This is a genomic window from Pseudomonas sp. JUb42 (assembly GCF_024807945.1).
Classification (GTDB): domain Bacteria; phylum Pseudomonadota; class Gammaproteobacteria; order Pseudomonadales; family Pseudomonadaceae; genus Aquipseudomonas.
Genome location: NZ_JANUFD010000010.1, coordinates 22,750 through 44,962, shown reverse-complemented (window position 1 = coordinate 44,962; position 22,213 = coordinate 22,750). Strand labels below are relative to the sequence as shown.

23 protein-coding genes and 1 pseudogene are annotated in these 22,213 nt (G+C 60.8%); 15 read left to right on the top strand and 9 right to left on the bottom strand.

Annotated elements, in window-relative coordinates; all coding sequences use genetic code 11:
* Nucleotides 1-54 precede the first annotated feature (54 nt).
* From M2401_RS20050 to M2401_RS20015, 8 genes are all read left to right on the top strand, one after another.
* Complete coding sequence (locus M2401_RS20050) at nucleotides 55-864, top strand: heme ABC transporter permease (protein WP_259105396.1); 810 nt, start codon at nucleotides 55-57, stop codon at nucleotides 862-864.
* Nucleotides 861-1,037 (top strand): heme exporter protein CcmD, encoded by a 177-nt coding sequence (ccmD, locus tag M2401_RS20045; RefSeq protein WP_259105395.1) that lies wholly within the window; start codon nucleotides 861-863, stop codon nucleotides 1,035-1,037. Before M2401_RS20050 ends, ccmD begins: the two co-directional genes overlap by 4 nt.
* Nucleotides 1,034-1,498 carry a cytochrome c maturation protein CcmE gene (gene ccmE / locus M2401_RS20040; RefSeq protein WP_259105393.1) on the top strand — a complete coding sequence of 155 codons (465 nt, stop codon included), beginning with the start codon at nucleotides 1,034-1,036 and terminating at the stop codon, nucleotides 1,496-1,498. The genes ccmD and ccmE overlap by 4 nt, the downstream gene beginning before the upstream one ends.
* Before the next feature lie 6 nt (nucleotides 1,499-1,504).
* Entirely contained in the window at nucleotides 1,505-3,478 is a 1,974-nt protein-coding gene (locus M2401_RS20035; protein ID WP_259105392.1) for a heme lyase CcmF/NrfE family subunit, read from the top strand.
* Nucleotides 3,475-4,008: a DsbE family thiol:disulfide interchange protein gene (locus M2401_RS20030; RefSeq protein ID WP_259105390.1), complete on the top strand. Its 534-nt coding sequence runs from the start codon at nucleotides 3,475-3,477 to the stop codon at nucleotides 4,006-4,008. The genes M2401_RS20035 and M2401_RS20030 overlap by 4 nt, the downstream gene beginning before the upstream one ends.
* Nucleotides 4,005-4,478 (top strand): cytochrome c-type biogenesis protein, encoded by a 474-nt coding sequence (locus M2401_RS20025; RefSeq protein ID WP_409033958.1) that lies wholly within the window; start codon nucleotides 4,005-4,007, stop codon nucleotides 4,476-4,478. Before M2401_RS20030 ends, M2401_RS20025 begins: the two co-directional genes overlap by 4 nt.
* Nucleotides 4,475-5,674 (top strand): c-type cytochrome biogenesis protein CcmI, encoded by a 1,200-nt coding sequence (gene ccmI, locus M2401_RS20020; protein ID WP_259105389.1) that lies wholly within the window; start codon nucleotides 4,475-4,477, stop codon nucleotides 5,672-5,674. Before M2401_RS20025 ends, ccmI begins: the two co-directional genes overlap by 4 nt.
* A gap of 199 nt (nucleotides 5,675-5,873) precedes the next feature.
* Nucleotides 5,874-6,260, top strand: a complete 387-nt coding sequence (locus tag M2401_RS20015) for a hypothetical protein (protein ID WP_259105387.1) — start codon at nucleotides 5,874-5,876, stop codon at nucleotides 6,258-6,260.
* A 116-nt stretch (nucleotides 6,261-6,376) separates the two neighbouring features.
* Here the strand turns inward: M2401_RS20015 and M2401_RS20010 are convergent, their stop codons facing one another.
* The 4 genes from M2401_RS20010 to M2401_RS19995 form a co-directional block, all read right to left on the bottom strand.
* On the bottom strand, nucleotides 6,377-7,375 hold the full coding sequence (locus M2401_RS20010; RefSeq protein ID WP_259105386.1) for a sulfate ABC transporter substrate-binding protein: 999 nt from the start codon (nucleotides 7,373-7,375) through the stop codon (nucleotides 6,377-6,379).
* Between the two features lie 178 nt (nucleotides 7,376-7,553).
* Nucleotides 7,554-8,387, bottom strand: coding sequence for an ion transporter (locus M2401_RS20005; protein ID WP_259105384.1), 834 nt, complete (start codon nucleotides 8,385-8,387; stop codon nucleotides 7,554-7,556).
* 87 nt (nucleotides 8,388-8,474) lie between these two features.
* Nucleotides 8,475-10,106: a methyl-accepting chemotaxis protein gene (locus tag M2401_RS20000; RefSeq protein WP_310504142.1), complete on the bottom strand. Its 1,632-nt coding sequence runs from the start codon at nucleotides 10,104-10,106 to the stop codon at nucleotides 8,475-8,477.
* Nucleotides 10,107-10,600: 494 nt separating this feature from the next.
* Nucleotides 10,601-11,212 carry a TetR/AcrR family transcriptional regulator gene (locus tag M2401_RS19995; RefSeq protein WP_259105383.1) on the bottom strand — a complete coding sequence of 204 codons (612 nt, stop codon included), beginning with the start codon at nucleotides 11,210-11,212 and terminating at the stop codon, nucleotides 10,601-10,603.
* A 139-nt stretch (nucleotides 11,213-11,351) separates the two neighbouring features.
* On the opposite strand from M2401_RS19995, the gene M2401_RS19990 reads away from it, so the two are divergent.
* On the top strand, nucleotides 11,352-11,573 hold the full coding sequence (locus M2401_RS19990; RefSeq protein WP_259105381.1) for a hypothetical protein: 222 nt from the start codon (nucleotides 11,352-11,354) through the stop codon (nucleotides 11,571-11,573).
* Nucleotides 11,574-11,699: 126 nt separating this feature from the next.
* Nucleotides 11,700-12,407, top strand: coding sequence for an SDR family oxidoreductase (locus M2401_RS19985; RefSeq protein ID WP_259105379.1), 708 nt, complete (start codon nucleotides 11,700-11,702; stop codon nucleotides 12,405-12,407).
* On the opposite strand, the gene M2401_RS19980 is transcribed toward M2401_RS19985, so the two are convergent.
* Nucleotides 12,404-12,853, bottom strand: coding sequence for a multidrug/biocide efflux PACE transporter (locus tag M2401_RS19980; protein WP_259105377.1), 450 nt, complete (start codon nucleotides 12,851-12,853; stop codon nucleotides 12,404-12,406). The genes M2401_RS19985 and M2401_RS19980 overlap by 4 nt on opposite strands.
* 89 nt (nucleotides 12,854-12,942) lie before the next feature.
* Between M2401_RS19980 and M2401_RS19975 the strand changes: the two genes are divergently transcribed.
* Nucleotides 12,943-13,827, top strand: coding sequence for a LysR family transcriptional regulator (locus M2401_RS19975; RefSeq protein ID WP_259105375.1), 885 nt, complete (start codon nucleotides 12,943-12,945; stop codon nucleotides 13,825-13,827).
* A 154-nt stretch (nucleotides 13,828-13,981) separates the two neighbouring features.
* On the opposite strand, the gene M2401_RS34635 is transcribed toward M2401_RS19975, so the two are convergent.
* The 3 genes and pseudogenes from M2401_RS34635 to M2401_RS19965 all read right to left on the bottom strand — a co-directional run bounded on the left by M2401_RS34635 (nucleotide 13,982) and on the right by M2401_RS19965 (nucleotide 17,122).
* Nucleotides 13,982-14,791, bottom strand: a complete 810-nt coding sequence (locus M2401_RS34635; protein WP_409033959.1) for a methyl-accepting chemotaxis protein — start codon at nucleotides 14,789-14,791, stop codon at nucleotides 13,982-13,984.
* 45 nt (nucleotides 14,792-14,836) lie between these two features.
* Nucleotides 14,837-15,865, bottom strand: a pseudogene (locus M2401_RS34630) (cache domain-containing protein); the annotation flags it as partial.
* A gap of 327 nt (nucleotides 15,866-16,192) precedes the next feature.
* Nucleotides 16,193-17,122, bottom strand: a complete 930-nt coding sequence (locus M2401_RS19965; protein ID WP_259105370.1) for a LysR family transcriptional regulator — start codon at nucleotides 17,120-17,122, stop codon at nucleotides 16,193-16,195.
* Between the two features lie 287 nt (nucleotides 17,123-17,409).
* Here M2401_RS19965 and M2401_RS19960 point away from each other — a divergent pair, with 287 nt between their 5' ends.
* The 3 genes from M2401_RS19960 (at nucleotide 17,410) to M2401_RS19950 (ending at nucleotide 20,591) form a co-directional block, all read left to right on the top strand.
* A complete protein-coding gene (locus tag M2401_RS19960; protein ID WP_259105368.1) occupies nucleotides 17,410-18,645 on the top strand; it encodes an OprD family porin in 1,236 nt (411 codons plus the stop codon).
* Between the two features lie 261 nt (nucleotides 18,646-18,906).
* Entirely contained in the window at nucleotides 18,907-19,644 is a 738-nt protein-coding gene (locus M2401_RS19955; protein ID WP_259105366.1) for a DUF969 domain-containing protein, read from the top strand.
* Nucleotides 19,641-20,591 (top strand): DUF979 domain-containing protein, encoded by a 951-nt coding sequence (locus M2401_RS19950; RefSeq protein ID WP_259105365.1) that lies wholly within the window; start codon nucleotides 19,641-19,643, stop codon nucleotides 20,589-20,591. Before M2401_RS19955 ends, M2401_RS19950 begins: the two co-directional genes overlap by 4 nt.
* Nucleotides 20,592-20,676: 85 nt before the next feature.
* Here the strand turns inward: M2401_RS19950 and M2401_RS19945 are convergent, their stop codons facing one another.
* On the bottom strand, nucleotides 20,677-20,904 hold the full coding sequence (locus M2401_RS19945) for a hypothetical protein (protein WP_259105363.1): 228 nt from the start codon (nucleotides 20,902-20,904) through the stop codon (nucleotides 20,677-20,679).
* 575 nt (nucleotides 20,905-21,479) lie between these two features.
* Between M2401_RS19945 and M2401_RS19940 the strand changes: the two genes are divergently transcribed.
* The gene (locus tag M2401_RS19940) at nucleotides 21,480-22,211 is read left to right on the top strand and encodes a CatB-related O-acetyltransferase (protein WP_259105362.1); all 732 of its coding nucleotides are present in this window, start codon (nucleotides 21,480-21,482) and stop codon (nucleotides 22,209-22,211) included.
* The last annotated feature ends 2 nt before the right edge of the window (nucleotides 22,212-22,213 follow it).

The following is a 22,213-nucleotide window of genomic DNA, read 5'->3' as shown; positions in this document are numbered from 1 at the left end:
GCCGCATAGTCGGGCCTCTTACCGAACCCTGCATCCGTGATGAAAGGCAATCTGATGAAAGGCAGTGTGAATAGCAGCGTCAAGCGCGGCATCAGTTGGGCCTGGTTCCACAAACTGGGCTCGCCGAAATGGTTCTATGGCATCAGCGGCCGGCTGCTGCCGTGGCTAAGTGTCGCCGCCTTGTTGCTGCTCAGTATCGGTATCGTCTGGGGCCTGGCCTTCGCGCCGCCGGATTACCAGCAGGGCAACAGCTTCCGCATCATCTATATCCATGTCCCGGCGGCCATGCTGGCGCAGTCCTGCTACGTGATGCTGGCGGTGTGCGGTGTGGTCGGGCTGGTCTGGAAGATGAAACTGGCCGACGTCGCCCTGCAATGCGCAGCCCCCATCGGCGCCTGGATGACCGCTGTGGCCCTGATCACCGGTGCCATATGGGGCAAGCCGACCTGGGGCGCCTGGTGGGTCTGGGACGCGCGCCTGACCTCGATGCTGATCCTGCTGTTTCTGTACTTCGGTCTGATCGCTCTGGGTAACGCCATTACCAACCGTGACAGCGCGGCCAAGGCCTGCGCAGTGCTGGCTATTGTCGGTGTGGTCAATATACCGATCATCAAGTATTCGGTTGAATGGTGGAACACCCTGCATCAGGGCGCCACGTTCAGCCTCACGGAAAAACCGGCGATGCCCGCCGAAATGTGGCTGCCGCTGCTGTTCACAGTGCTCGGGTTCTACTGTTTTTTTGGCGCGGTACTGCTGTTGCGCATGCGCCTGGAAGTGCTCAAGCGTGAGGCGCGGGCCAGTTGGGTCAAGGCTGAAGTGCGCAAAAGCCTCGGCCACCCGGCAGAGCAAGGGGAGCCATTGTGAGTTTTGTTTCATTCAGCGATTTTCTGGCGATGGGGCATCATGCTCTGTTTGTCTGGTCGGCCTATGGCATCTGTGTCGCCGTGCTGATCCTCAATGTGGCGTTGCCGTTGCTGGCCCGTCGGCGTTACCTGCAACAAGAAGCGCGACGTCTGCGCTGGGAGAACCGTAAGTGAATCCGTTGCGCAAGAAGCGCCTGTTGATCATCGTCGCGATCCTCGCCGGGGTCGGTATTGCCGTCACCCTGGCCCTTAGTGCGCTGAAGGAAAACATCAACCTGTTCTACACCCCGACCCAGATCGCCTCGGGCGAAGCGCCCCACGACACGCGCATCCGTGCCGGTGGCATGGTGGAGAAAGGCTCGCTGAAACGCTCCGCTGATTCCCTGGATGTTCGGTTTGTGGTCACGGATTTCAACAAGTCGGTGACCATCACCTATCGCGGCATCCTCCCGGATCTGTTCCGTGAAGGGCAGGGCATCGTCGCTCTGGGCAAGCTCAACAGTGATGGCGTTGTCGTTGCCGATGAAGTGCTGGCCAAGCATGACGAGAAGTACATGCCCCCCGAAGTGACCAAGGCCCTGAAGGAAAGCGGCCAGGCTGGCCCGGACTCCACCCCACCTGCGAAACAAGGGTAAAGAACGATGATTCCTGAACTCGGCCAACTGGCCATGATTCTGGCGCTGTGCTTTGCCATGGTGCAGGCCAGCTTGCCCCTGTGGGGCGCCTGGCGCGGTGACCGGCAATGGATGGGCCTGGCCCAGCCAGCGGCCTGGGGCCAATTTGCCTTTCTGGTATTTGCCTTCGGCTGCCTGACCTGGTCGTTCATGAACGATGACTTCTCCGTCGCCTATGTTGCAGAGAACTCCAACAGCCATTTGCCCTGGTACTTCAAGTTCAGCGCAGTGTGGGGCGCCCATGAAGGCTCTCTGTTGCTGTGGGCGCTGATTCTCGGCGGCTGGACCTTCGCCGTCTCGGTATTCTCCCGGCAACTGCCTCAGGTCATGCTGGCGCGGGTACTGGCGGTAATGGGCATGATCAGCGTTGGCTTCCTGCTGTTTCTGATCGTCACCTCCAACCCGTTCAGCCGCATCCTGCCGCAGATCCCGGCTGACGGTCGCGACCTTAACCCGCTATTGCAGGACATCGGCCTGATCGTCCATCCGCCGATGCTGTACATGGGTTATGTCGGTTTCTCCGTGGCCTTCGCCTTCGCCATTGCCGCCTTGCTCGGCGGTCGCCTCGACGCCGCTTGGGCGCGCTGGTCGCGGCCCTGGACCATCGTTGCCTGGTCGTTCCTCGGCGTGGGCATCACTCTGGGCTCCTGGTGGGCCTACTACGAACTTGGCTGGGGTGGCTGGTGGTTCTGGGACCCGGTGGAAAACGCCTCGTTCATGCCCTGGCTGGTGGGCACGGCGCTGATCCACTCCCTGGCCGTTACGGAAAAACGCGGCGTATTCAAGAGCTGGACGGTGTTGCTGGCCATTGCCGCGTTCTCCCTGAGCCTGCTCGGCACCTTCCTCGTGCGCTCCGGCGTGCTGACCTCGGTGCATGCCTTCGCGTCCGATCCGGCCCGCGGCGTGTTTATCCTGATCTTCCTGCTGTTCGTGGTCGGCGGCTCGCTGACCCTGTTCGCCCTGCGCGCCCCGGTGGTGAAGAGCCATGTCGGCTTTGGCCTGTGGTCGCGGGAAACCCTGCTGCTGGGCAATAACCTGATTCTGGTAGTCGCCGCATCGATGATCCTGCTCGGCACCCTCTACCCCATGGTGCTGGACGCCATGAGCGGGGCGAAGATGTCGGTCGGTCCACCGTACTTCAACGCTCTGTTCGTACCGTTGATGGCGCTGCTGATGCTGGTCATGGCAGTAGGCGTACTGGTGCGCTGGAAAGACACCCCGGTCAAATGGCTGGCAAGCATGCTCGCTCCGGTACTGGTGGGCACAGCCGTGCTCGCTGCCATCGCCGGTTTTGCCCTCGGCGATTTCCAGTGGGCGGTGCTGGCGACCTGTGCCCTGGCTGCCTGGGTGCTGCTGGCCGGCATTCGCGACCTGCTCGACAAGACCCGCCACAAGGGTCTATTCAAGGGCATGCGCAGCCTGACCCGCAGCTACTGGGGCATGCAACTGGCGCATATCGGTATCGCGGTTTGCGCTCTGGGTGTGGTCCTGTCCAGCCAGCACAGCGCCGAACGCGATTTGCGCCTGGCCCCCGGCGACTCCACCGAACTGGGCGGCTATAGGTTCGTCTTTGAAGGCGCCAAGCATTATCAAGGCCCCAACTTCACTTCGGATCGCGGCACCATTCGTGTGATGCGTGATGGTCAACTGGTCACCGTACTGCATCCGGAAAAGCGTTTGTACAGCGTCCAACAATCGATGATGACCGAGGCCGGTATCGACGGCGGTTTCACCCGCGACCTCTATGTGGCCATGGGTGAGCCTCTGGATAACGGCGCTTGGGCGGTGCGGGTGCACGTCAAGCCGTTCGTGCGCTGGATCTGGTTCGGTGGCCTGATCACCGCGCTGGGCGGGCTGCTCGCGGCTCTGGACCGGCGTTATCGGGTCAAGGTCAAGAGCAAGGTTCGTGAAGCTCTGGGCCTGGCGGAGGTTGCGGCATGAAGCGCTGGATCATGCTGTTGCCACTGGCGCTGTTTCTTGGCGTGGCGTTGTTTCTTTATCGCGGCCTGTATCTTGACCCCGCCGAGTTGCCTTCGGCGCTGATAGACAAGCCGTTCCCCGAGTTCTCCCTGCCCGCCGTGCAGAGCGACAAGCTCATGACCCGCGCCGACCTGCTGGGCAAACCGGCACTGGTCAATGTCTGGGGCACCTGGTGCGTGGCCTGTCGCGCCGAGCACCCGGTGCTCAACCGGCTGGCTCAGCAGGGGGTGGTGATCTACGGCGTCAACTACAAGGACGTCAACGCCGACGCCTTGAAGTGGCTCAAGGAGTTCCATGACCCGTATCTGCTCAACATCCGTGACGAAGACGGCAGCCTGGGCCTCAATCTGGGGGTCTACGGCGCACCGGAAACCTTCTTGATCGATAGCAAAGGCATCATCCGCTACAAGCATGTCGGCGTGATCGACGACACTGTCTGGCGTGAGCAACTGGCCAGTCGCTATCAAGCCCTGGTGGATGAAGCGAAATGATCAAGCGCCTGCTGACCGCTGCCGTACTGAGCCTCGGGCTTGTCACCTTGGCCCACGCTGCCATTGATGCCTACACCTTTCGTGATGAGGCCGAGCGTGCCCGTTACGCCGAGCTGACCAAGGAACTGCGCTGCCCCAAGTGCCAGAACCAGGACATCGCCGACTCCAATGCGCCGATTGCCGCTGACCTGCGCCGCGAGATCTACCGCATGCTCGGCGAAGGCCAGAGCAATCAGCAGATCATCGATTTCATGGTCGACCGCTATGGCGATTTCGTTCGCTATAAACCGGCCCTGAGCGCCCGTACCTGGCTGTTGTGGTTTGGACCGGCCGGGCTGCTGCTCGGCGGCGTGCTGGTGATTGCCATGATCGTCGCACGGCGTCGCAGCCAGGGCCGCAGGGATGTTGACGTTCTTTCTGACGAGGAGCGCGAGCGCCTCGCCCATCTGTTGGATAAAAACCGCGAATGACTGATTTCTGGCTGGCGGCCGGCCTGCTGTTGCTGGTGGCCCTGAGTTTCCTGTTGATCCCTGTGCTGCGTGGCCGTCGTGCCCAGCGTGAAGAAGATCGCACCGCCCTTAACGTTGCCCTGTATCAGGAGCGTATCGCCGAGCTGCAAGGCCAGCAGGCCGACGGCGTGCTGAGTGAGGCGCAGCTGGAAAGCGGCCGCGCCGAGGCCGCCCGTGAGCTGCTGACCGATACCGAAGGCGCCGATACCGCCCGCACTTCGCGCCTGGGCAAGCCGCTGCCGCTGCTGGCTGCCGTGTTGGTGCCAGTGCTGGGCTTTGGGCTGTACCTGCATTTCGGCGCCAGCGACAAGGTCGAGCTGACCCGTGAATTCGCCCAGCCGCCGGCGTCCATCGGCGAAATGACCCAGCGCCTGGAGCGGGCGGTCAAGGCGCAACCGGACTCTGCGGAAAGTGTTTACTTCCTCGCCCGCACCTATATGGCCCAGGATCGCCCGGCCGACGGCGCGGCGATGTTCGAGCGTGCCGTGGCTCTGGCCGGGCGTCAGCCTGAACTGCTCGGGCAGTGGGCACAGGCGCTGTATTTCGCTGCCGACAAGAAGTTCACGGCGCAAGTCCAGGCCCTCACCGATGAAGCGCTCAAGGCCGACCCACGGGAAGTCACCAGTCTCGGTCTGCTCGGTATCGCCGCCTTCGAGAGCGAGCGTTACCAACAGGCAGTGGATTACTGGACTCGCCTGCTCGCCGTACTGCCGGCCAATGATCCATCGCGCTCGGCGCTGCAGGGCGGTATCGACCGCGCCAGCGAACGGCTGACGGCCATTGGCGGCAAGGTTGCGGCGCCCGTTGCGGCCAAGACAGCCCTGATCAAGGTCCGCGTTGATCTGGCGCCGGAACTCAAGGCCAAGGTCGCGCCGGGAGACAGCGTGTTCATCTTTGCCCGCGCCGTGTCCGGCCCTCCAGCGCCGCTGGCCGTCAAGCGAGTCACTGTGGCCGACCTGCCAGTGGACGTCGAACTGGGCGATGCCGATGCAATGATGCCGCAGCTGAAACTGTCGAACTTCCCTGAAGTCCAACTTCTGGCGCGGGTATCCCGCGCGGGGCAACCGACCGCCGGTGAGTGGGTAGGGCGCAGCAAGCCGTTGGCCAGCAGCGTGACCGAACCCCAGACACTGACTATCGATAGCCCTGATCAATAATTGCCGGGGTTTTTGCAGGCAATCCTGCCCCGACCTGTGGGAGCGAATTTATTCGCGAAAGCAATCTTTCAGGCGCCGAAGATGTATTGAGTCTACCGGCCTCTTCGCGAATGAATTCGCTCCCACACGAGCCCGGTAATTCAGCCGGGCAGGCGTAGTTTGATTAGATCCCATTCAATTCGACAGCAGGGAGTTCACCATGTACCGCACCGCCCGTATCAGTTTGTTGGCCATGGTTATGGGATTAAGTGCCTGTGCGGTACAGCCCCAGGCGCCACGCAGCGAGCAGCCGATCCCGAGCCTGCCGTCCTCCCAGCCCAGCACTCCACGCGGCACCACGCCACAAACCCCCGCAGCCCCGCAGAAAACTTCCAGCCACTTCGCCCCCCCTCCTGGCGGCCATAGCCACTGGGACGAGCGCCTGGGCGTGCACGTACTGGATAACGCCAGCAACACCTTCTACCGCCAGCGTACCTACTACCGCTGGGACAACGGCTGGACCTGGGCCCTGAGCCCCGACGGCCCATGGCAAGCCACTGATGGACATGGTGTACCACCGGGATTGAGTCGTCAGTTCGGGAATTGAATCGGGTGGGAGAACCGCCTGGGTGGCGATCGAGTGCGAAGCGTTCGGTAAACCCCAGTGGGTTCCTGCAGGACATGCGATGTATCTGATACACCGCAGCCATCTCCAGTCAGGGATTATTTCCCCGGATAAATCTGATCAAACACCCCACCATCAACAAAGTGGGTCTTCTGCACCGTGCGCCAGTCGCCAAAGGTTTTCTCTACCGAGAGGAAGTCAACTTTCGGGAAGCGGTCGGTGTATTTCGCCAGTACAGCCGGGTCGCGTGGACGCAGGTAGTTCTTCGCAGCAATTTCCTGGCCTTCGGGGGACCAGAGGTACTTCAGGTAGTCTTCGGCCAGAGCACGGCTGCCTTTCTTGTCGACCACGGTATCGACCACAGAGACCGGCGGCTCGGCTTCGGCGGAAACGCTTGGGTAGACCACTTCGAACTGATCGCGGCCGAACTCGCGGGCGATCATTTCAGCTTCGTTTTCGAAGGTGATCAGCACGTCGCCGATATGGTTGGTCATGAAGGTAGTGGTTGCACCACGGCCGCCGGTATCCAGTACCGGGACGTGCTTGAACAGTTCGCCGACGAATTTCTTCGCCGCCGCTTCATCGCCGCCATTCTTCAGGGTGTAGCCCCAGGCGGAGAGGTAGGTATAGCGGCCGTTGCCCGAGGTTTTCGGGTTAGGCACTACCACTTCCACGCCGTCCTTGACCAGGTCGGACCAGTCTTTCAAGGCTTTCGGGTTGCCCTTGCGCACGATAAAGACCGTGGCCGAGGTGAACGGCGCGCTGTTGTTCGGCAGGCGGGTGACCCAGTTATCCGGCACCAGCTTGCCGTTGTCGGCCAAGGCGTTGATATCGGTGGCCATGTTCATGGTGATGACATCAGCCGGCAGACCGTCGATCACCGAACGCGCTTGCTTGCTCGAACCGCCAAACGACATCTGGACCGCAACGTTTTCCTTGTGCTCGGCTTCCCAGTGTTTCTGGAAGGCGGCGTTGTAGTCCTTGTAGAAGTCGCGCATCACGTCGTAGGAGACGTTAAGCAGGGTAGGGGCAGCCATGGCGGCGCTGCTCAGGGCTATGCCTGCGGCCAGTAGCGAGGCGGCGAAGAGTTTTTTCACTGCGCATTCCTTGTAATAGATGAAACCGGATGTGGTGCCCGCCGCAGGAGCGGCTTCAGCCGCGAGGGCGTGCTCGCGGCTGAAGCCGCTCCTGCGATGCGTTCTGTGTGGGTGATAGCGTAATGCCGCGACTATAGCCGGACTGCAATAGGCCTTTAAAGATTAAAAACGTATTTGCTTATGCTTTCTTTGCCGGCCCTGGGAACAGCGCATTCCCACAGCGCGAGCAGAATGCGGCGTCATGTTCATGGCTGTTTTTGGTACATACCGGGCAGTCGCGCTGCAACTGGTCGCCGCGCATGGCATTGGCCAGTTCGGCGGTGAAGATGCCGGTGGGTACGGCGATGATCGAGTAGCCGGTGATCATCACCAGAGACGAGAGCATTTGCCCCAGAGTGGTCTTGGGCACGATATCGCCGAAGCCCACGGTGGTCAGGGTGACGATGGCCCAGTAGATGCCCATGGGAATACTGGTAAAGCCGTGTTCAGGGCCTTCGATCACGTACATCAGGGTGCCGAACACCACCACCAGGGTCGAGACCGAGACCAGAAAGACGATGATCTTCTGCTTGCTGCCGCGCAACGCTGACAGCAGGTAATTGGCCTGTTTCAGGTAAGGCCCGAGCTTGAGCACCCGAAAGATCCGCAGCATGCGGATGATGCGCACGATCAGCAGGTATTGGGCGTCGGCGTAATAGATGGCCAGGATGCCCGGCACGATGGCCAGCAGGTCGACCAGGCCGTAGAAGCTGAAGGCGTATTGCAGAGGCCGGGGCGAGCAGTACAGGCGCAGGGCGTATTCGATGGCGAAGACGGCGGTGAAGCCCCATTCGATCCAGGCCAGTTGGTCGGCGTAGTTGCGATGGACCGACTCGATACTGTCGATAATGACGATAAACAGGCTGCACAGGATGATGACCAGCAACGCCTGGTCGAAGCGTCGTCCGGCAGGGGTGTCGGTCTGGAAAATGACGATGCGCAGTTGCTCGCGCCGACTGAGGTTGTTGTCCATGAAGTTATGTCCCCAGTGAAGAGGGCCAGAGCCTGAGGGATTGCGCTTGCCAACGCAACCCTGAGGCCCGGCCTGGGGGAAATGGACTCAGACCTTGAACTGGCGCAGCAGGCTGTTCAACTGCTCGCTGAGGTCCTTGAGGTGCAGGCTCGCGGTGCTGGACTGCTCGGCGGCCAGCGCGGTGCTTTGCGATAGCTGCGCGGCCTGGGTCACGTTCTGATTGATGTCCTCGACCACATGGGACTGCTCCAGGGTCGCACTGGCGATGGAGGTATTGAGGCTGTTGAGGTTGCGCAGTGCCTGAATGATCGAGCCCAGGCTTTGCCCGGCCAGGTTGGCCTGCTCAATGGTCAGTTGCGAGGAACGGCTGCTGTCGCCGATCACTTTTACCGCCGCGTTAGAGTGCGTCTGCAGGCGCTCGATCATGCCCTGGATTTCCGCCGTGGACTTCTGCGTACGCTGGGCCAGCAGGCGGACTTCGTCGGCGACCACGGCAAAGCCGCGGCCTTGCTCACCGGCCCGGGCCGCCTCGATGGCAGCGTTGAGGGCCAACAGGTTGGTCTGTTCGGCAATCGAACTGATCACCTCCAGTACACCGCCGATCTGCGTGCTTTCGCTGGACAGGGTGCGGATCACTTCCACTGCCTGCTCGATGGTCCCGGACAGGTGGTCGATCTGGCGCAGACTGCTGTCGATATTGACCTGGCCCTGATTAGCCTGGGCTTCGGCATCGCGCATTTCCTTGGCGGCATGCTCGGCGTTTTTCGCCACGTCCTGCACGCCATAGGTCACTTCGTTGACGGCGGTGGCCACCAGATCCATTTGCTGGGACTGCTGCTGACTGCGGCTCAGGGCCTGGGCGGAATCATTGCCCATGGCGCTGGAGGCCTGGCCGAGGCTGGTCGCTGATTGTTGCAACTGGTTGATGACCCCGCGCAGCTTGGCGGTGAAGTCGTTGAAGTGTCTGGCCAACTGGCTGACTTCGTCGCTGCCGTGGGTGTCCAGGGCACGGGTCAGATCGCTCTCGCCGCTGGCGATATTGGCCATGGCGCCCACAGTGACCTGCAACGGCTTGACGATGCTGCGCGCGATCATCACCACCAACAGGCCCATGAACAGCATGATCACCGCACTGACCAGCGCGGCATACATCATCTGCTGGCGGAACTCGGCGACCACGTCATCGACATACACGCCCGAACCGATGATCCAGCCCCAGGGTGCGAACAATTGTACGTAGGAAGTCTTCTGCACCGGCTCGCTGGCGCCGGGCTTGGGCCAGCGATAGTTGACCGGACCGGCGCCCTTGCTCTTGGCCACTGCGACGATTTCGTTGAACACCGCGAAGCCGTCCGGGTCGCGGATGGCGGAAAGATCCTGGCCTTCGAGCTTGGCGCTGACCGGGTGCATGATCATCACCGGGCGCAGATCGTTGATCCAGAAATAGTCGGTCTGGTTGTAACGCAGCCCGCGAACCGCGCTCAGGGCCTGTTGCTGGGCCTGTTCGCGCGTCAGGGTGCCGGCCTTTTCCAGGCCGTTGTAATAGTCGAGAACCCCACTGGCTGCCTGCACAAGGTGCATGGTTTTCTGCGCCTTGGCCTCATACAGGTCGGTATGCACCTGCTTGAGCATCACGGCGGCGAGGGTGAACAGCATCAGCAACGATACGATGAGAATCAGCCACAGACGGCGGCTGATGGAGAAGTTGCGCATGGTCATGATCGCGGCCTCGTAGTGTTTTTATTGGGGCTTTAAAGGCTTTCGGCTATCACACTACAAATCTGAGAGTGATGTGAGATTTTTCTTTCTAGAGCGTAGGCGTATATGGCTAAAGTCTTACACGACGAGAGGGTGTTTCGCGCTATTGCCATTTTTTCGGATAGCGGTAAGATTGGATCCAACAACCGCAGCCAAGGAAGCGCTGCGGGATCAAGGACGATCGACCATTGTCAGGACGGCAGCCGACAGGATGTTGGATGGTCACACCAAAACCCGCTTCGGCGGGTTTTTTTATGGCTTTGAAAATGGATCTGGAGCGAGTGCTGTGGGAGCGCAGCAAATACTTGGCAGGTGGAATAATCTGGTGGGAGCGAATTCATTCGCGAAAGCGGTATCCCAGACGAAGCAGATTTATTGGATATACAGGCCTATTCGCGAATGAATTCGCTCCCACAGGTTCTGCTTCCACATCTCTGCGCCAGCTGAACACAGGTCTACACCCGATCCAGCTCACACCCCTTGAGCACCAGCCGGATGATGGTCTGGGTCGCGGCTTCGTAATCGCTGTCGTCGAGCTTGTCCTTGCCGGTGACGCTGGAGATCTGCCAGTCGAAGTCGGCGTAGGTCTGGGTCGCGGCCCAGATGCTGAACATCAGGTGATGAGGGTCGATGGGGGCGATCTGGCCGCTGTCGATCCAGGCCTGGATGCAGTCGATATTGTGCTTGGCCTGGCCGTTGAGCTGCTGCACCTGTTCAGGCGTCAGGTGCGGTGCGCCGTGCATGATTTCGCTGGCGAAGACTTTGGAAGCAAAGGGCAGGTCGCGGGAAATGCGGATCTTGGAGCGGATGTAGGCGCTCAGGACATCGGCCGGGACGCCGTCGCGATTGAACGGTGTGGAGGCGCGCAGAATCGGTTCGATGATGCTTTCCAGCACCTCGCGATAAAGGTTTTCCTTGGACTTGAAGTAGTAATAGACGTTGGGCTTGGGCAGCCCGGCCTTGATCGCGATATCGCTGGTCTTGCTGGCAGCGAAGCCTTTGTCGGCAAATTCCTCGCTGGCTGCGCGCAGGATCAGCTCTTTGTTGCGCTCGCGAATACTGCTCATAAACCCGTTGATTCCTTGCCGGCCCGGCGGTTGCGAATGGTAGCACCGGCTTCGCGCGCCGCTCAAGGCAGGTGCACCCGCGCGGCGCTACTGGCATATTGATGTCGCTGGTGGACGAACGACGAGGACCCCCGCATATATGAACAGCCCTTTGTTTTCCAGCGTAGTGGCCTACGCCCAGCAATGTGAGCGGCAACTGGTGGAGATCCTCCATCTGCGCCCCGGCCTGGACCGGCACCAGGTGTCGACCTGGGTCGATGAGCAGAGCCACGCGCGCACTGATCGCGATCCCCTGGACCTGCTGCGCTCGATCAACGCTCAAGTCCGGGCGGGCAAGGCTTTGCCCTGGGAAGACCAGTAACTCTCGTCGTAACCCGATAAACCCCCTTGCGATTCGCGGGCGGACCCGGCATTATCCTATAAGATTACGATCATAATCCAATTGATCGCCAACCTATTCGCCACCCATTCCAGCAGGGGCAACATCATGCAAGTCAAAGACTCCATCGCTTTCGTCACCGGCGCCAACCGCGGTATCGGCCTGGCCTTCGCCCAGGAGCTGCTCGCCCGCGGGGCGAAAAAGGTCTATGCCGGGGTACGTAACCCCGAGGGCGTCAACATTCCGGGCGTGGTAGCGGTCAAGCTCGACGTGACCGACGACGCCTCGGTGGCCGCAGCCGTTGCCCAGTGCGGCGATGTCACGCTGCTGGTCAACAACGCCGGTATCGCCGGCGTACGGGAGAATTCCCTGGATGCGGCGGTGATCGAGGACTCGCGGCGCTTCTTCGAAACCAACTACTACGGCGTGATCCGCATGAGCCAGGGCTTTGTCCCGGTGCTTGAGGCCAATGGCGGCGGTGCCATCGTCAATGTGTTGTCCAACGCGACCTGGGTTTCGCTGCCGATCCTGACTGCCTATTGTGCGAGCAAGTCAGCCGCCTGGAGTTTTACCAACGCCCTGCGCATGGACATTCGCGAGAAAGCCATCCAGGTGCTGGGTCTCCATGTGGGCTTCGTCGACACCGACCTGACCCAAGGCCTCGATGCGCCGAAGGTTTCCCCGCAGTCCGTGGCCATTGAAACCCTCGACGCCCTGGAAGCGGGCAAGGAAGAAGTGTTCGCCGACGAAGGCACCAAACAGCTCCAGGCCGGCCTGGCGCACTCGCCGTATCTGTTCCTGCCTGAATCCGCTTAACGCTCTGCTGCCCTGGCGCCCCCTGCGGGCGCCAGGCGCTCACGCAGGGTGTCGTAGAGCCAGTTGAACATCAGGGTATATGGCAAGAACAGCAACAGCAGGCCGATATCCAGCAACAACGCATCCCACAGGCTGATCGACAGCCACCACGCCGCCAGCGGCACCACCACCAGCACCAATCCCCCCTCGAACGCCAAGGCATGCAGCACGCGCAGGCCCATGGACATGGCCAGTTGCAGCCGCGCCCGCAAGCGGTCGAACAGGCTGTTGAACAGCATATTCCAGAGCATGGCAGCAGTTGACACCATCACCGTCATGGCGCCCATGCGGCTCAATGAATGATCCATGAGCCAGGCGAGCAATGGCGCGAACAGCAGCACGCCGATGATCTCGAACAGCAGGGCATGGAAGGCGCGTTCTTTGAGGGATTTCCCCTTGGCAGGCATGACAGGTTTTCTCTTGATGCGAAACAGGCCTGCATTGTCATCGGTCCTTGCGTTACAGTGAAAATGGTCTCCATCGGAAAAACCGATATATGAATTACTCCCCCGAAGCGCTTGAGGCGTTTGCCCAGACCGTTGCCCTGGGTTCTTTCAGCGCGGCGGCGCGGCGTCTGGGCAAGAGCCAGTCCACCGTCAGCGAAGCCATTGCCCGCCTGGAAATCGATCTGGGCCTGGAGCTTTTCGATCGATCTGCCCGGCACCCGGTGCTGACCGAAGCAGGCAGGGCGATGCTCGGTCGTATCGAGGATGTGCTCGCTGCCTCGGACAAACTGCGCCGCGCCGCCGGGCGCCTGGCCGAGGGCATGGAGCCGCGCCTGACCCTGGTGCTGTCCGATGCCAACCCCTTTACCGACTTCGAAGCGCGCATGAGCGAACTGGACGAGCGCTTTCCCGAGCTTGAGCTGGAATGTGTGTTTGCCGAGCACGGCGATGCGATCAACCTGATCCAGTCGGGCCGCGCTTCACTGGGGTTACTGTCGGCGCAAGCGGCTTATCCGCCGGAAGTCGGCTACGCGACCATTGCCGAACGCGCCGATTTCGGTCTGTTCGTCGGTCATAAACATCCGCTAGCAGCAGAGACGGCGGTGGATTATCAGAAGCTGGCAGGCTATCGCGCCCTGCGCCTGAATACCCTGGTCGACCAGGGTGTGCCCACCGACGACCTGCCCACCAGCGGCCATCGCAGTTGGTCGGCGCCCAATTACTTGCTGCTGATGGATATGGCAGCGTTCGGCTTCGGCTGGTCGGCGTTGCCGCGCTGGCTGGTCTCGGGGTATGCGGGCGGGCGGCTGAAGGAACTCGACGTTCCCGGCTGGCCGCGCAGCTCGGCAGTGGACGTGATCTGGTCGCGCCAGCGCAGCCTGGGGCCGGCGGGAACCTGGCTGCTGGATACCTTTATCCGGCATCGGGGGGAGTGATGTTGGCGACTGTCTTGGCTTGAACGGGTTTTTTGTGGGACCGGCTTCAGCCGGGAAGGCAATGGCTCTGACACCGAAGATGTTTTGCCTGTACCGGCCTTTTCCCGGCTAAAGCCGGTCCCACTGGGGGAGCGTAAAGTGTGAGGTCCAAGTTTTAGATACGGAAGGTATTGACCAGTTGCTGCAACCGCTTCGACTGATCTTCCAGTTCGGTACACGCCTGCAACGTCGACTTCAGGTTACCGACCATGGCCTGGTTCAGGTCGGTGATATGGCTGATATCCCGGTCCAGGTTATCCACCACTGAGGTCTGTTCTTCCGTTGCGGCGGCCATGGAGACGTTGATCTCGTTCATCTCGCCGATCCCTGCCAGCACACTGTTCAGGCGTTCCCCGGCCAAGTGCGCGGTCTTGACGTTGTCATCGCTGTGGCGCTGGCTGGCGAGCATGGCGGTGACCGCACTGCTGGCACCGACCTGCAATTCCTCGATCATGCTCTGGATTTCATTGGCCGACTGTTGGGTGCGCTGGGCCAGGCTGCGTACTTCATCGGAGACCACGGCAAAGCCGCGTCCGGCGTCCCCGGCCCTTGCTGCTTCGATGGCGGCGTTGAGGGCCAGCAGATTGGTCTGGTCGGAAATCCCCTTGATCACATCGAGGATACGGCCGATGCGCAGGGTCTTGTCGTTGAGACTCTCGATGTCCTGGCGGGTGCTGATCACCTGGGATGACAGCTGCGACATCGCCAGCAGGCTGCGCTCGACCACTTGCCGACCATGCTCGGTCTGCTCCCGGGCATCGGCGGCGCGGTGGGAGGCATGGGCGGCGTTCTGGGCGATTTCCTGGGCGGCGGCGCCCAACTGATTGATTGCCGCGGCGACGTTATGGGTCAGGGCGGCCTGGGCGTCGGAGCTGTCCAGTGACGAGTGCGACGCCTGGCTGACCCGAGTGGCGAGGGCGGTCACCTGGCTGCTGGAAGTCAGCACCTGGCCGATGGACTGCTGGATGCGCTCGACAAAACGGTTGAAGGATTGGGCCAGTACGCCGAACTCATCTCTGGACTGGCTGTTCAGGCGTTGGGTCAGATCGCCTTCACCTTCGGCAATGGATTCCATGGCCTTACCCATGCTGTGCAGCGGGCGCAGCAGCGCCTGGATCAGCAGGCCGAGCAAGGCCAGGGTGACCAGCACGGCGACGATAGTTGCTATCAGCGCCGAGCGACGGAATTCATGCAGCGCGGCGTAAGCTTTATCTTTATCCACGGACAGACCGATCGACCACTTCACCGATGGCAGCCCACCGATCGGCGTGAAGGTGATGATGCGGGTGGCGCCGTTTTCCTCGACTTCGCTGAAGTCGCTACTGATTGTCGGAGCGCCATTGGGGAAGGCCTGGGCCAGGGTTTTGGTCACCAGGGCCTTGTCCGGGTGCACCAGAATCTTGCCGTCGGCACTGACCAGGAACGCATAGCCGATACCGTTGAGGTCTACGGCGTTGATGATCCTGGCCAGTTGCTCCAGGCTGAGGTTAGCGCCCAACACCCCGGCGACCTGGCCCTTGGCGTTGATCGGCACCGCCTGGGTCATCACCAGATAATCCGTGCCTGCGCCGATATAGGGTTCGGTCAACGCCGGCTTGAGGCTCTGGGCAGCATCCTTGTACCAGGGTCGCTGGCGGGCATCGAAGCCATCGGGCATGACCCGCTGCGGGCGAATGACGAAGCGCCCGTCAGCCAGGCCGACATAGCTGGCAACAAAAGTTGAGGTGACGATGTCCTGCTCCAGCAGGCGCGCAATGTTCTCCGGCGTTGGCTCAGCGGCCATGCTTTCGGCCACGCCTTGCAACAACAGAATCCGTCCCGATAGCCAGCTCTCGATATTGATGCCCAACACCTTGCCCATGCCCTGCAAGTTGCGTTGCAGCGCCTCGCGGGTACTGGTGCTCTGGCGATAGTCGTTGAACAGGGCAAAGGATAGAAACACCACGACTACGATCAGGCAGGCGCCGAACAGAATCTTGTGGCCGAACTTTAGTGACATGCGCATGACGCCTCCCGTGATCAATGCTGGCAAACCCGACTTGCAGGTTTAATGAGGCGAAGGGCTTTGTCGAACGAGAAAAAAGACGGGGCGGGCATTGGTTTTTTTTGTGGGCAGTGATGGGGCGCGCAAGTGCTTCTGCTATCTATAAGGTGCGCCAATCAGGTGCGCAAAGAGGTGGTGATAAGGCAAATTGTGGGAGCGAATTCATTCGCGAAAGCGGTGTTCCAGGCGATGAAGATGCGTCGAATCTACCGGCCTTTTCGCGAATGAATTCGCTCCCACAGAATTTTCTCTCACATCGTTTTGCGTGAGTGGCTGAAAGGGCTACAGAACATCCAACACATAAGGCACCGCCCCGCGCGGCGATTCGGCGTGAAATTCCTCGACCACTTCCCGGGTCAAGCTGACGATATCTTCCACCAACTCCATCCCCGCGCCACTGCGCCAGCTGGCGACGATGTCCATCACCGAGGGCAAGGCGATGTCGTTGAGCAGGGTCAATACGCCCTGGGCCAGTTCACCGCGCACCAGTTGTGCGGGCATGGCGCCGATGCCGAAGCCGTCCCGTACCAGGCGGGTGATGGCCGAGGCCGAGTTCACGCAGTTGATCCGCGGGTTGATGATATTGGCATTGTGCAGCAGGTTGAGGATGTCCTGATGGGGCCGCGAGTTACGCGAGAAAGTGACGATGCGCTCCTGGGACAGCTCTTCCAGTGACTCGTAAGTGCGGTCGTACGGCGAGCCGGTGGGCACCACCCAGTGCATCGGATAGCGGATCAGCACGGCATTGCGCACGCTGTCGAAACGCAGCATGTCGGTCTGGAAAATGATGTCCTGATAACCCTTTTCCAGTTGCGCACAGAGGTTGCTGGCGGTGTCGGCGGTCAGCTCGATCTCCAGTAGCGGGTAACACTTCATCAAGCGTGTTACCAGCGGGCTGAGCCAAGTGTGTATGACCGTATCCATTGCCCCGATGCGTATCCGCCCGCGCACCTGGCGCGGATCCTTGATCGCCGCCTTCATGCTTTGCATCGTATCCATCATGTGCTCGGCGTATTCCAGCACCCGCTGTCCTTCGGGTGTCAGGGACACACCCTTGGAGTCGCGCACGAACAGGCGCACGCCCATTTCGTCCTCCAGGGCGGCGATACGGCTGGAAATCGACGCCTGGGTGCTGAAGAGTTTTTCCGCCGTCAGCCGGAAGCTTTTCAGGCGCGCGACCCAGACGAATGTTTCCAGAAATTTAAGGTTCAACGGGGGATTCCTGCTTCAAAAGGCCAATGCATATCCATAGGAAATTGCAGGTTATATGCCAGACAGTGAAAAGAAATTCTTATGAGGCATAGCGGTTTTTTCCCGTTGGACGCAAAACGCCACCTTGCCGAAAGATTGACCCCGACGAGAGAGGTCACCCCCGCAGCGTAAAGCCAGCAGGGACAGGCCTTCGGGGTGACGGCTCCTTGTGCCGCGCCATTTCAATAACAAATGCGCTCTGCCAGCAGACGGCCCAACGCCGCTGTGCGCTCAAGGGGAGGCTGTAAATGTACGAGCATAAACTCAAGGTTTTCTGTGCGCTTGCACTGGGTACCAGCACATTGGGCTACGGCCTGCAGGCTCAGGCGGATTTTCTCGCCGACAGCAAGGGCGAACTGGAAGCGCGCAACTTCTACTTCAACCGTGACTTCCGCCAGAGCGGCGCCCGGGACAAGGCTGAAGAGTGGGCACAGGGCTTCCTGCTGCGTCTGCAATCGGGCTACACCGCCGGCACCGTCGGTTTCGGCCTGGACGCCCTGGGCATGGTCGGCCTCAAGCTCGACTCCGGTTCGGGTACGGCAGGTACCGGCCTGTTGCCAGCGGATCTGTCTTCCGGCGGTTCCCAGGATGACTACGCCAAACTGGGCCTGACCGCCAAGGCCAAGATCTCCAAGACTGAACTGAAAGTCGGCACGCTGTTCTTCCGCGATCCGGTGGTGTCCTCCAACGATACCCGCCTGTTGCCGCAGACCTTCCGCGGCGGCCTGGTCACTTCTCAGGACCTGACCAACTTCAAGTTTATCGGCGGTCACATTGACCGGATCAAGGCCAACAGTTCCACCGACTTTACCGAAATGACCGCCAACCGCATCGGCGGCCTGAGCAACGACTTCAACTTTGGCGGCGGCGACTACCAGATCACTCCGCAACTGTCCCTGAGTGCCCGTTACGCACAACTGGAAAATGTCTACGACCAGTATTACGGCGGCCTGGTGCATGTTCTGCCCCTGGGTGCCGGGCAGAGCCTGAAGACCGACCTGCGTTACTCGAAAAGCTCGGAAGACGGCAATTTCCGCGATCTGGACAACCGTGCCATGGGCGGCATGGTCACCTACAAACTCAACGCTCACTCGTTCGGCGCCGGTTACCAGCGCATGAGCGGCAGCGACCCGTTCCCCTACATCACCGGCAGCGATCCGTATCTGGTCAACTTTATCCAGATCGGCGACTTCGCCAACATCCATGAACGTTCCTGGCAGGCCCGCTACGACTACGACTTCGCCTCCCTGGGCATCCCTGGCCTGACCTTCATGACCCGCTACGTATCCGGCGACAACGTACAGCGTGCCGCTGGCGGCGAAGGCAAGGAATGGGAACGCAACATGGACATCGGTTACGTGATCCAGAGTGGCGCCCTGAAGAACCTGGGGGTCAAATGGCGTAACGCTACCGTGCGCTCCAACTTCGGTAACGACCTCGACGAAAACCGCCTGATTGTCAGCTACACATTGCCGCTTTGGTAACAGCTTGTGCGAACACTGGATCCTTGGATCTCTGTGGGAGCGTGGCTTGCCCGCGAAGAACGCTGACTCGGTATTTCTGACACACCGCTGTGACCGTTTCGCGGGCAAGCCTCGCTTCCACAAGCATTGCAATCCGGATGTTTGCCGTGTTTGACCAGAGTGGCCCAATCCCTGCTGTGACAACTGTCAGCCGGGATGACACCCGATGTGTTTTCCGCCGTTTTTCCAGCCCGCAAGGCTGACAACGAAGAGACGTTACCTATGCAAACCGCTATCAATCTCTGGCCGCTGCTGGGCGTGCTGGTTATCGTTCTGGGTTTTGTCCTGCGCTTCAACCCGATGCTGGTGGTCGCCCTGGCGGCAGTCGCTACCGGGTTCGCCGCGAGCATGCCGTTGGACACCATCCTCAGCACCATCGGCGCCGGGTTCATCAAGACCCGCACCTTGCCCCTGATCATCCTCCTGCCCCTGGCCGTGATCGGCCTGCTGGAGCGCCACGGCCTGCGTCTGCATGCGCAGAACTGGATCGCGCGTTTCACCGGTGCCACCGCCGGGCGGTTGTTGATCGCTTACCTGTTCGTCCGCGAGACCACCGCAGCACTGGGCTTGACCAGCCTTGGTGGGCATCCGCAGATGGTCCGTCCTTTGCTGGCGCCCATGGCCGAAGGCGCGGCGGAATCGCGTTTCGGCAAGCTGCCGGAAGCCATCCGCATCAAGCTGTTGGCCCTGTGTGCGGCCACCGACAATATCGGCCTGTTTTTCGGTGAAGACATCTTTGTCGCCTTCGGTGCCATTGCCTTGATGCACACCTTCCTGCTCGGCGCCGGCATCGATGTCGAACCGATGCATATCGCGGTCTGGGGCATCCCTACGGCGATCAGCGTGTTCATCATCCATTCCATCCGCCTGTATCGCTTCGACCAGCGCCTGAGCCGCGAACTCAAGGCCCTGCCGCAAGCCGCCACGCCGATCGCCACCGCCCAGGAGAGCACCCAATGATTATCTCGATCCAATACCTGTACTGGTTGGCCGGGATCGTCCTGGCCATCACGTCGGTCATGACCCTGCTCGACGCCAGTAACCCCAAGCGCTGGAGCGCCGGGTTGTTCTGGGGATTGTTCGCCGTGGCCTTCCTGATCGGTGAGCGCCTGCCTGCCGATGTGGTGGGTGCCGGTGTGCTGGTGATGGCGGTCATCGCCGGATTTGGCGGTGTCGGCTTCGGCAAGCACGACGACCTGCCGGATGCGGCCCGTCGTGCCAGTGCCGGACGCCTGAAGAACAAGCTGTTTATCCCGGCGTTGGCGATTCCGTTGGTCACCGTGTTTGGCGCGGTGTTCCTGAGCAAGGTCAAGTTCGGCGACGTCGCCTTGCTCGACCCGGCCAACAGCACCTTCGTGTCCCTGGGTATCGGCAGTCTGATCGCCCTGGCCCTGGCCTGCTGGTTGACCCGCGACACGCCGGTACAGGCCATGCGCGAATCCCGGCGCCTGACCGAAGCCCTGGGCTGGGCCCTGGTATTGCCGCAGATGCTCGCCATGCTTGGTCTGATGTTCAATGACGCCGGCGTCGGCAAGGCCGTGGCGCACCTGGCGACCCACTACATCAATATGGACTGGCGCCTGGTAGCGGTCGCCGTCTACGTGCTCGGCATGGCCTTGTTCACCATCGTCATGGGCAACGGCTTCGCCGCTTTCCCGGTGATGACCGGCGGCATCGGCGTACCGGTACTGGTCGGCGTATTCGGCGCCAACCCGGCGGTGATGGCGGCCATCGGTATGTTCTCCGGCTACTGCGGCACGCTGATGACGCCCATGGCGGCCAACTACAACATCGTCCCGGCAGCATTGCTGGAATTGCCCGACAAATATGCGGTGATCAAGGCCCAGGTGCCGACGGCGCTGGCGATGCTGGTGGTCAATATCGTGTTGTTGTATTGCCTGATGTAGAGCCCGTTTCGCTGTGGGACCGGCTTTAGCCGGGAAGGCATATTCCCGGCTAAAGCCGGTCCCACAATGAAAACCTCATTCCAAATCAGGTGATGACGCTGTCAGCCCTGTCTGAAACCTGCTTCTCCATCGCCGCCATCACCTCACACCCGTCATCCAGTAGCAGCCGCGCAGCATGGGTCAGGTGGGGTTTGTCGCAGGCGTCGGCACCTTCCAGACATTCCAGAAGATTGCGGGCCAGGCGAATGCGCTGGTCGGCGTTGGCGAAGAGGGTGTGTAGTGGGGCAGGGGGATTGGGTGTTGCTTTGAACATAGTTGGCAATCTCTGAGCGTTTGATAAAGCGGCCACCTATCACTTCCACATGAATGGGTGGCAACCGTGCGCAGGTGTGGAAGACCGGTCTCAGAGGCCCGGCGCGCCTCAAGGCGCCCAACGCACAGCCGCCATAGCTCAAATTGACAACAACGAGGGTCGGCAAAAATCGAGAGACGTCTGCTTTCTGAGAGGTCTGGGCTTCCACACCCGGTCGCTGAATACAGCGACCGACGCAGCCTAGACACCTCAATAGGCAGGTGCAAGCGCTTGGGATTTTCTCGGAAATTTCACTCAGAAGAAAGAGAAATGCCCTGCGATTTTATTATTCATCAGTGGCCATGTGGGAGCGGATTTATCCGCGAAGGGGCCAGTACATCCGACACACGTGTATCGCTTGATAAGGCGCCTTCGCGGATAAATCCGCTCCCACCTGTCTTATTCCAACTCATGCAGCCGGATGACCACCCGGTTTTGCCTTTTTGGTATTTGCCATCATTGTGAGATGATTCCTGATCTTATGTAGGACGGCGTGGCGCCTGCTACCGCGTCGTCAATCTCTGTGGAATCTGCCAATGAATTTCCTCAAGCGAGCGCTGCTGGATCGCAAGCTGAAAAAAGCGCTCGCGCTGAATCAGTGCCGCCTGGACAGCGGGATCAAGGGCCTGCGCCGCGATACCGAGCTGACGCTGGAGTACGGGGTCAAGTTGCATCAGGTCAAGATCATGTCGCGCAAGCTGAGCATCGGCGCCTACACCGATATTGTCAGTGGCACCGAGTTGCATGACGTTGCCAGCATCGGCCGCTACTGCTCCATCGCCAAGGACGTAATCATCGGCCAGGACCGCAAGTCCCACCCGTTGAGTTGGCTGACGTCTCACAGCGGCCTGGTCAGCCTGCGGCAGAAACTGGGCGGGATTGCCCCGCATCATGATGGCGTCCAGCAGACGGTGATCGGCCATGATGTGTGGATCGGCATGGATGTGTTGATTCTCGAAGGCGTGACCATCGGCACCGGCGCGGTGATCGGCGCGCAGTCCCTGGTCAACAAGGACATCCCGCCCTATGCCATCGCCGTTGGCTCACCCGCCAAAGTCGTGCGTTATCGCTTCGACCCAGAGGTGATCGACGGATTATTGGCCAGCCAATGGTGGAACCTGCCCGCGCAACGCCTGGCGCAGTTGCCCATCGAAGAGCCCCAGGCAATGTTGGCGCAGCTGAATAAACAAGTGGTCGCCGACAGCCATCCGGGCAAGGTAGTGATTAACAGTCGCCCCTTCGCCGCCCGCCAGATCCCCGCCGAATAACC

Coding starts and splice junctions, on each gene's coding strand:
- M2401_RS20030 (WP_259105390.1), top strand. CDS start 3,475: ATGAAGCGCTGGATCATGCTGTTGCCACTGGCGCTGTTTCTTGGCGTG.
- ccmI (WP_259105389.1), top strand. CDS start 4,475: ATGACTGATTTCTGGCTGGCGGCCGGCCTGCTGTTGCTGGTGGCCCTG.
- M2401_RS19985 (WP_259105379.1), top strand. CDS start 11,700: ATGCAAGTCAAAGACTCCATCGCTTTCGTCACCGGCGCCAACCGCGGT.
- M2401_RS19960 (WP_259105368.1), top strand. CDS start 17,410: ATGTACGAGCATAAACTCAAGGTTTTCTGTGCGCTTGCACTGGGTACC.
- M2401_RS20025 (WP_409033958.1), top strand. CDS start 4,005: ATGATCAAGCGCCTGCTGACCGCTGCCGTACTGAGCCTCGGGCTTGTC.
- M2401_RS19990 (WP_259105381.1), top strand. CDS start 11,352: ATGAACAGCCCTTTGTTTTCCAGCGTAGTGGCCTACGCCCAGCAATGT.
- M2401_RS19950 (WP_259105365.1), top strand. CDS start 19,641: ATGATTATCTCGATCCAATACCTGTACTGGTTGGCCGGGATCGTCCTG.
- M2401_RS19955 (WP_259105366.1), top strand. CDS start 18,907: ATGCAAACCGCTATCAATCTCTGGCCGCTGCTGGGCGTGCTGGTTATC.
- M2401_RS19995 (WP_259105383.1), bottom strand. CDS start 11,212: ATGAGCAGTATTCGCGAGCGCAACAAAGAGCTGATCCTGCGCGCAGCC.
- M2401_RS20015 (WP_259105387.1), top strand. CDS start 5,874: ATGTACCGCACCGCCCGTATCAGTTTGTTGGCCATGGTTATGGGATTA.
- M2401_RS20035 (WP_259105392.1), top strand. CDS start 1,505: ATGATTCCTGAACTCGGCCAACTGGCCATGATTCTGGCGCTGTGCTTT.
- M2401_RS20005 (WP_259105384.1), bottom strand. CDS start 8,387: ATGGACAACAACCTCAGTCGGCGCGAGCAACTGCGCATCGTCATTTTC.
- M2401_RS20050 (WP_259105396.1), top strand. CDS start 55: ATGAAAGGCAGTGTGAATAGCAGCGTCAAGCGCGGCATCAGTTGGGCC.
- M2401_RS19975 (WP_259105375.1), top strand. CDS start 12,943: ATGAATTACTCCCCCGAAGCGCTTGAGGCGTTTGCCCAGACCGTTGCC.
- M2401_RS19945 (WP_259105363.1), bottom strand. CDS start 20,904: ATGTTCAAAGCAACACCCAATCCCCCTGCCCCACTACACACCCTCTTC.
- M2401_RS20000 (WP_310504142.1), bottom strand. CDS start 10,106: ATGACCATGCGCAACTTCTCCATCAGCCGCCGTCTGTGGCTGATTCTC.
- M2401_RS19980 (WP_259105377.1), bottom strand. CDS start 12,853: ATGCCTGCCAAGGGGAAATCCCTCAAAGAACGCGCCTTCCATGCCCTG.
- M2401_RS19940 (WP_259105362.1), top strand. CDS start 21,480: ATGAATTTCCTCAAGCGAGCGCTGCTGGATCGCAAGCTGAAAAAAGCG.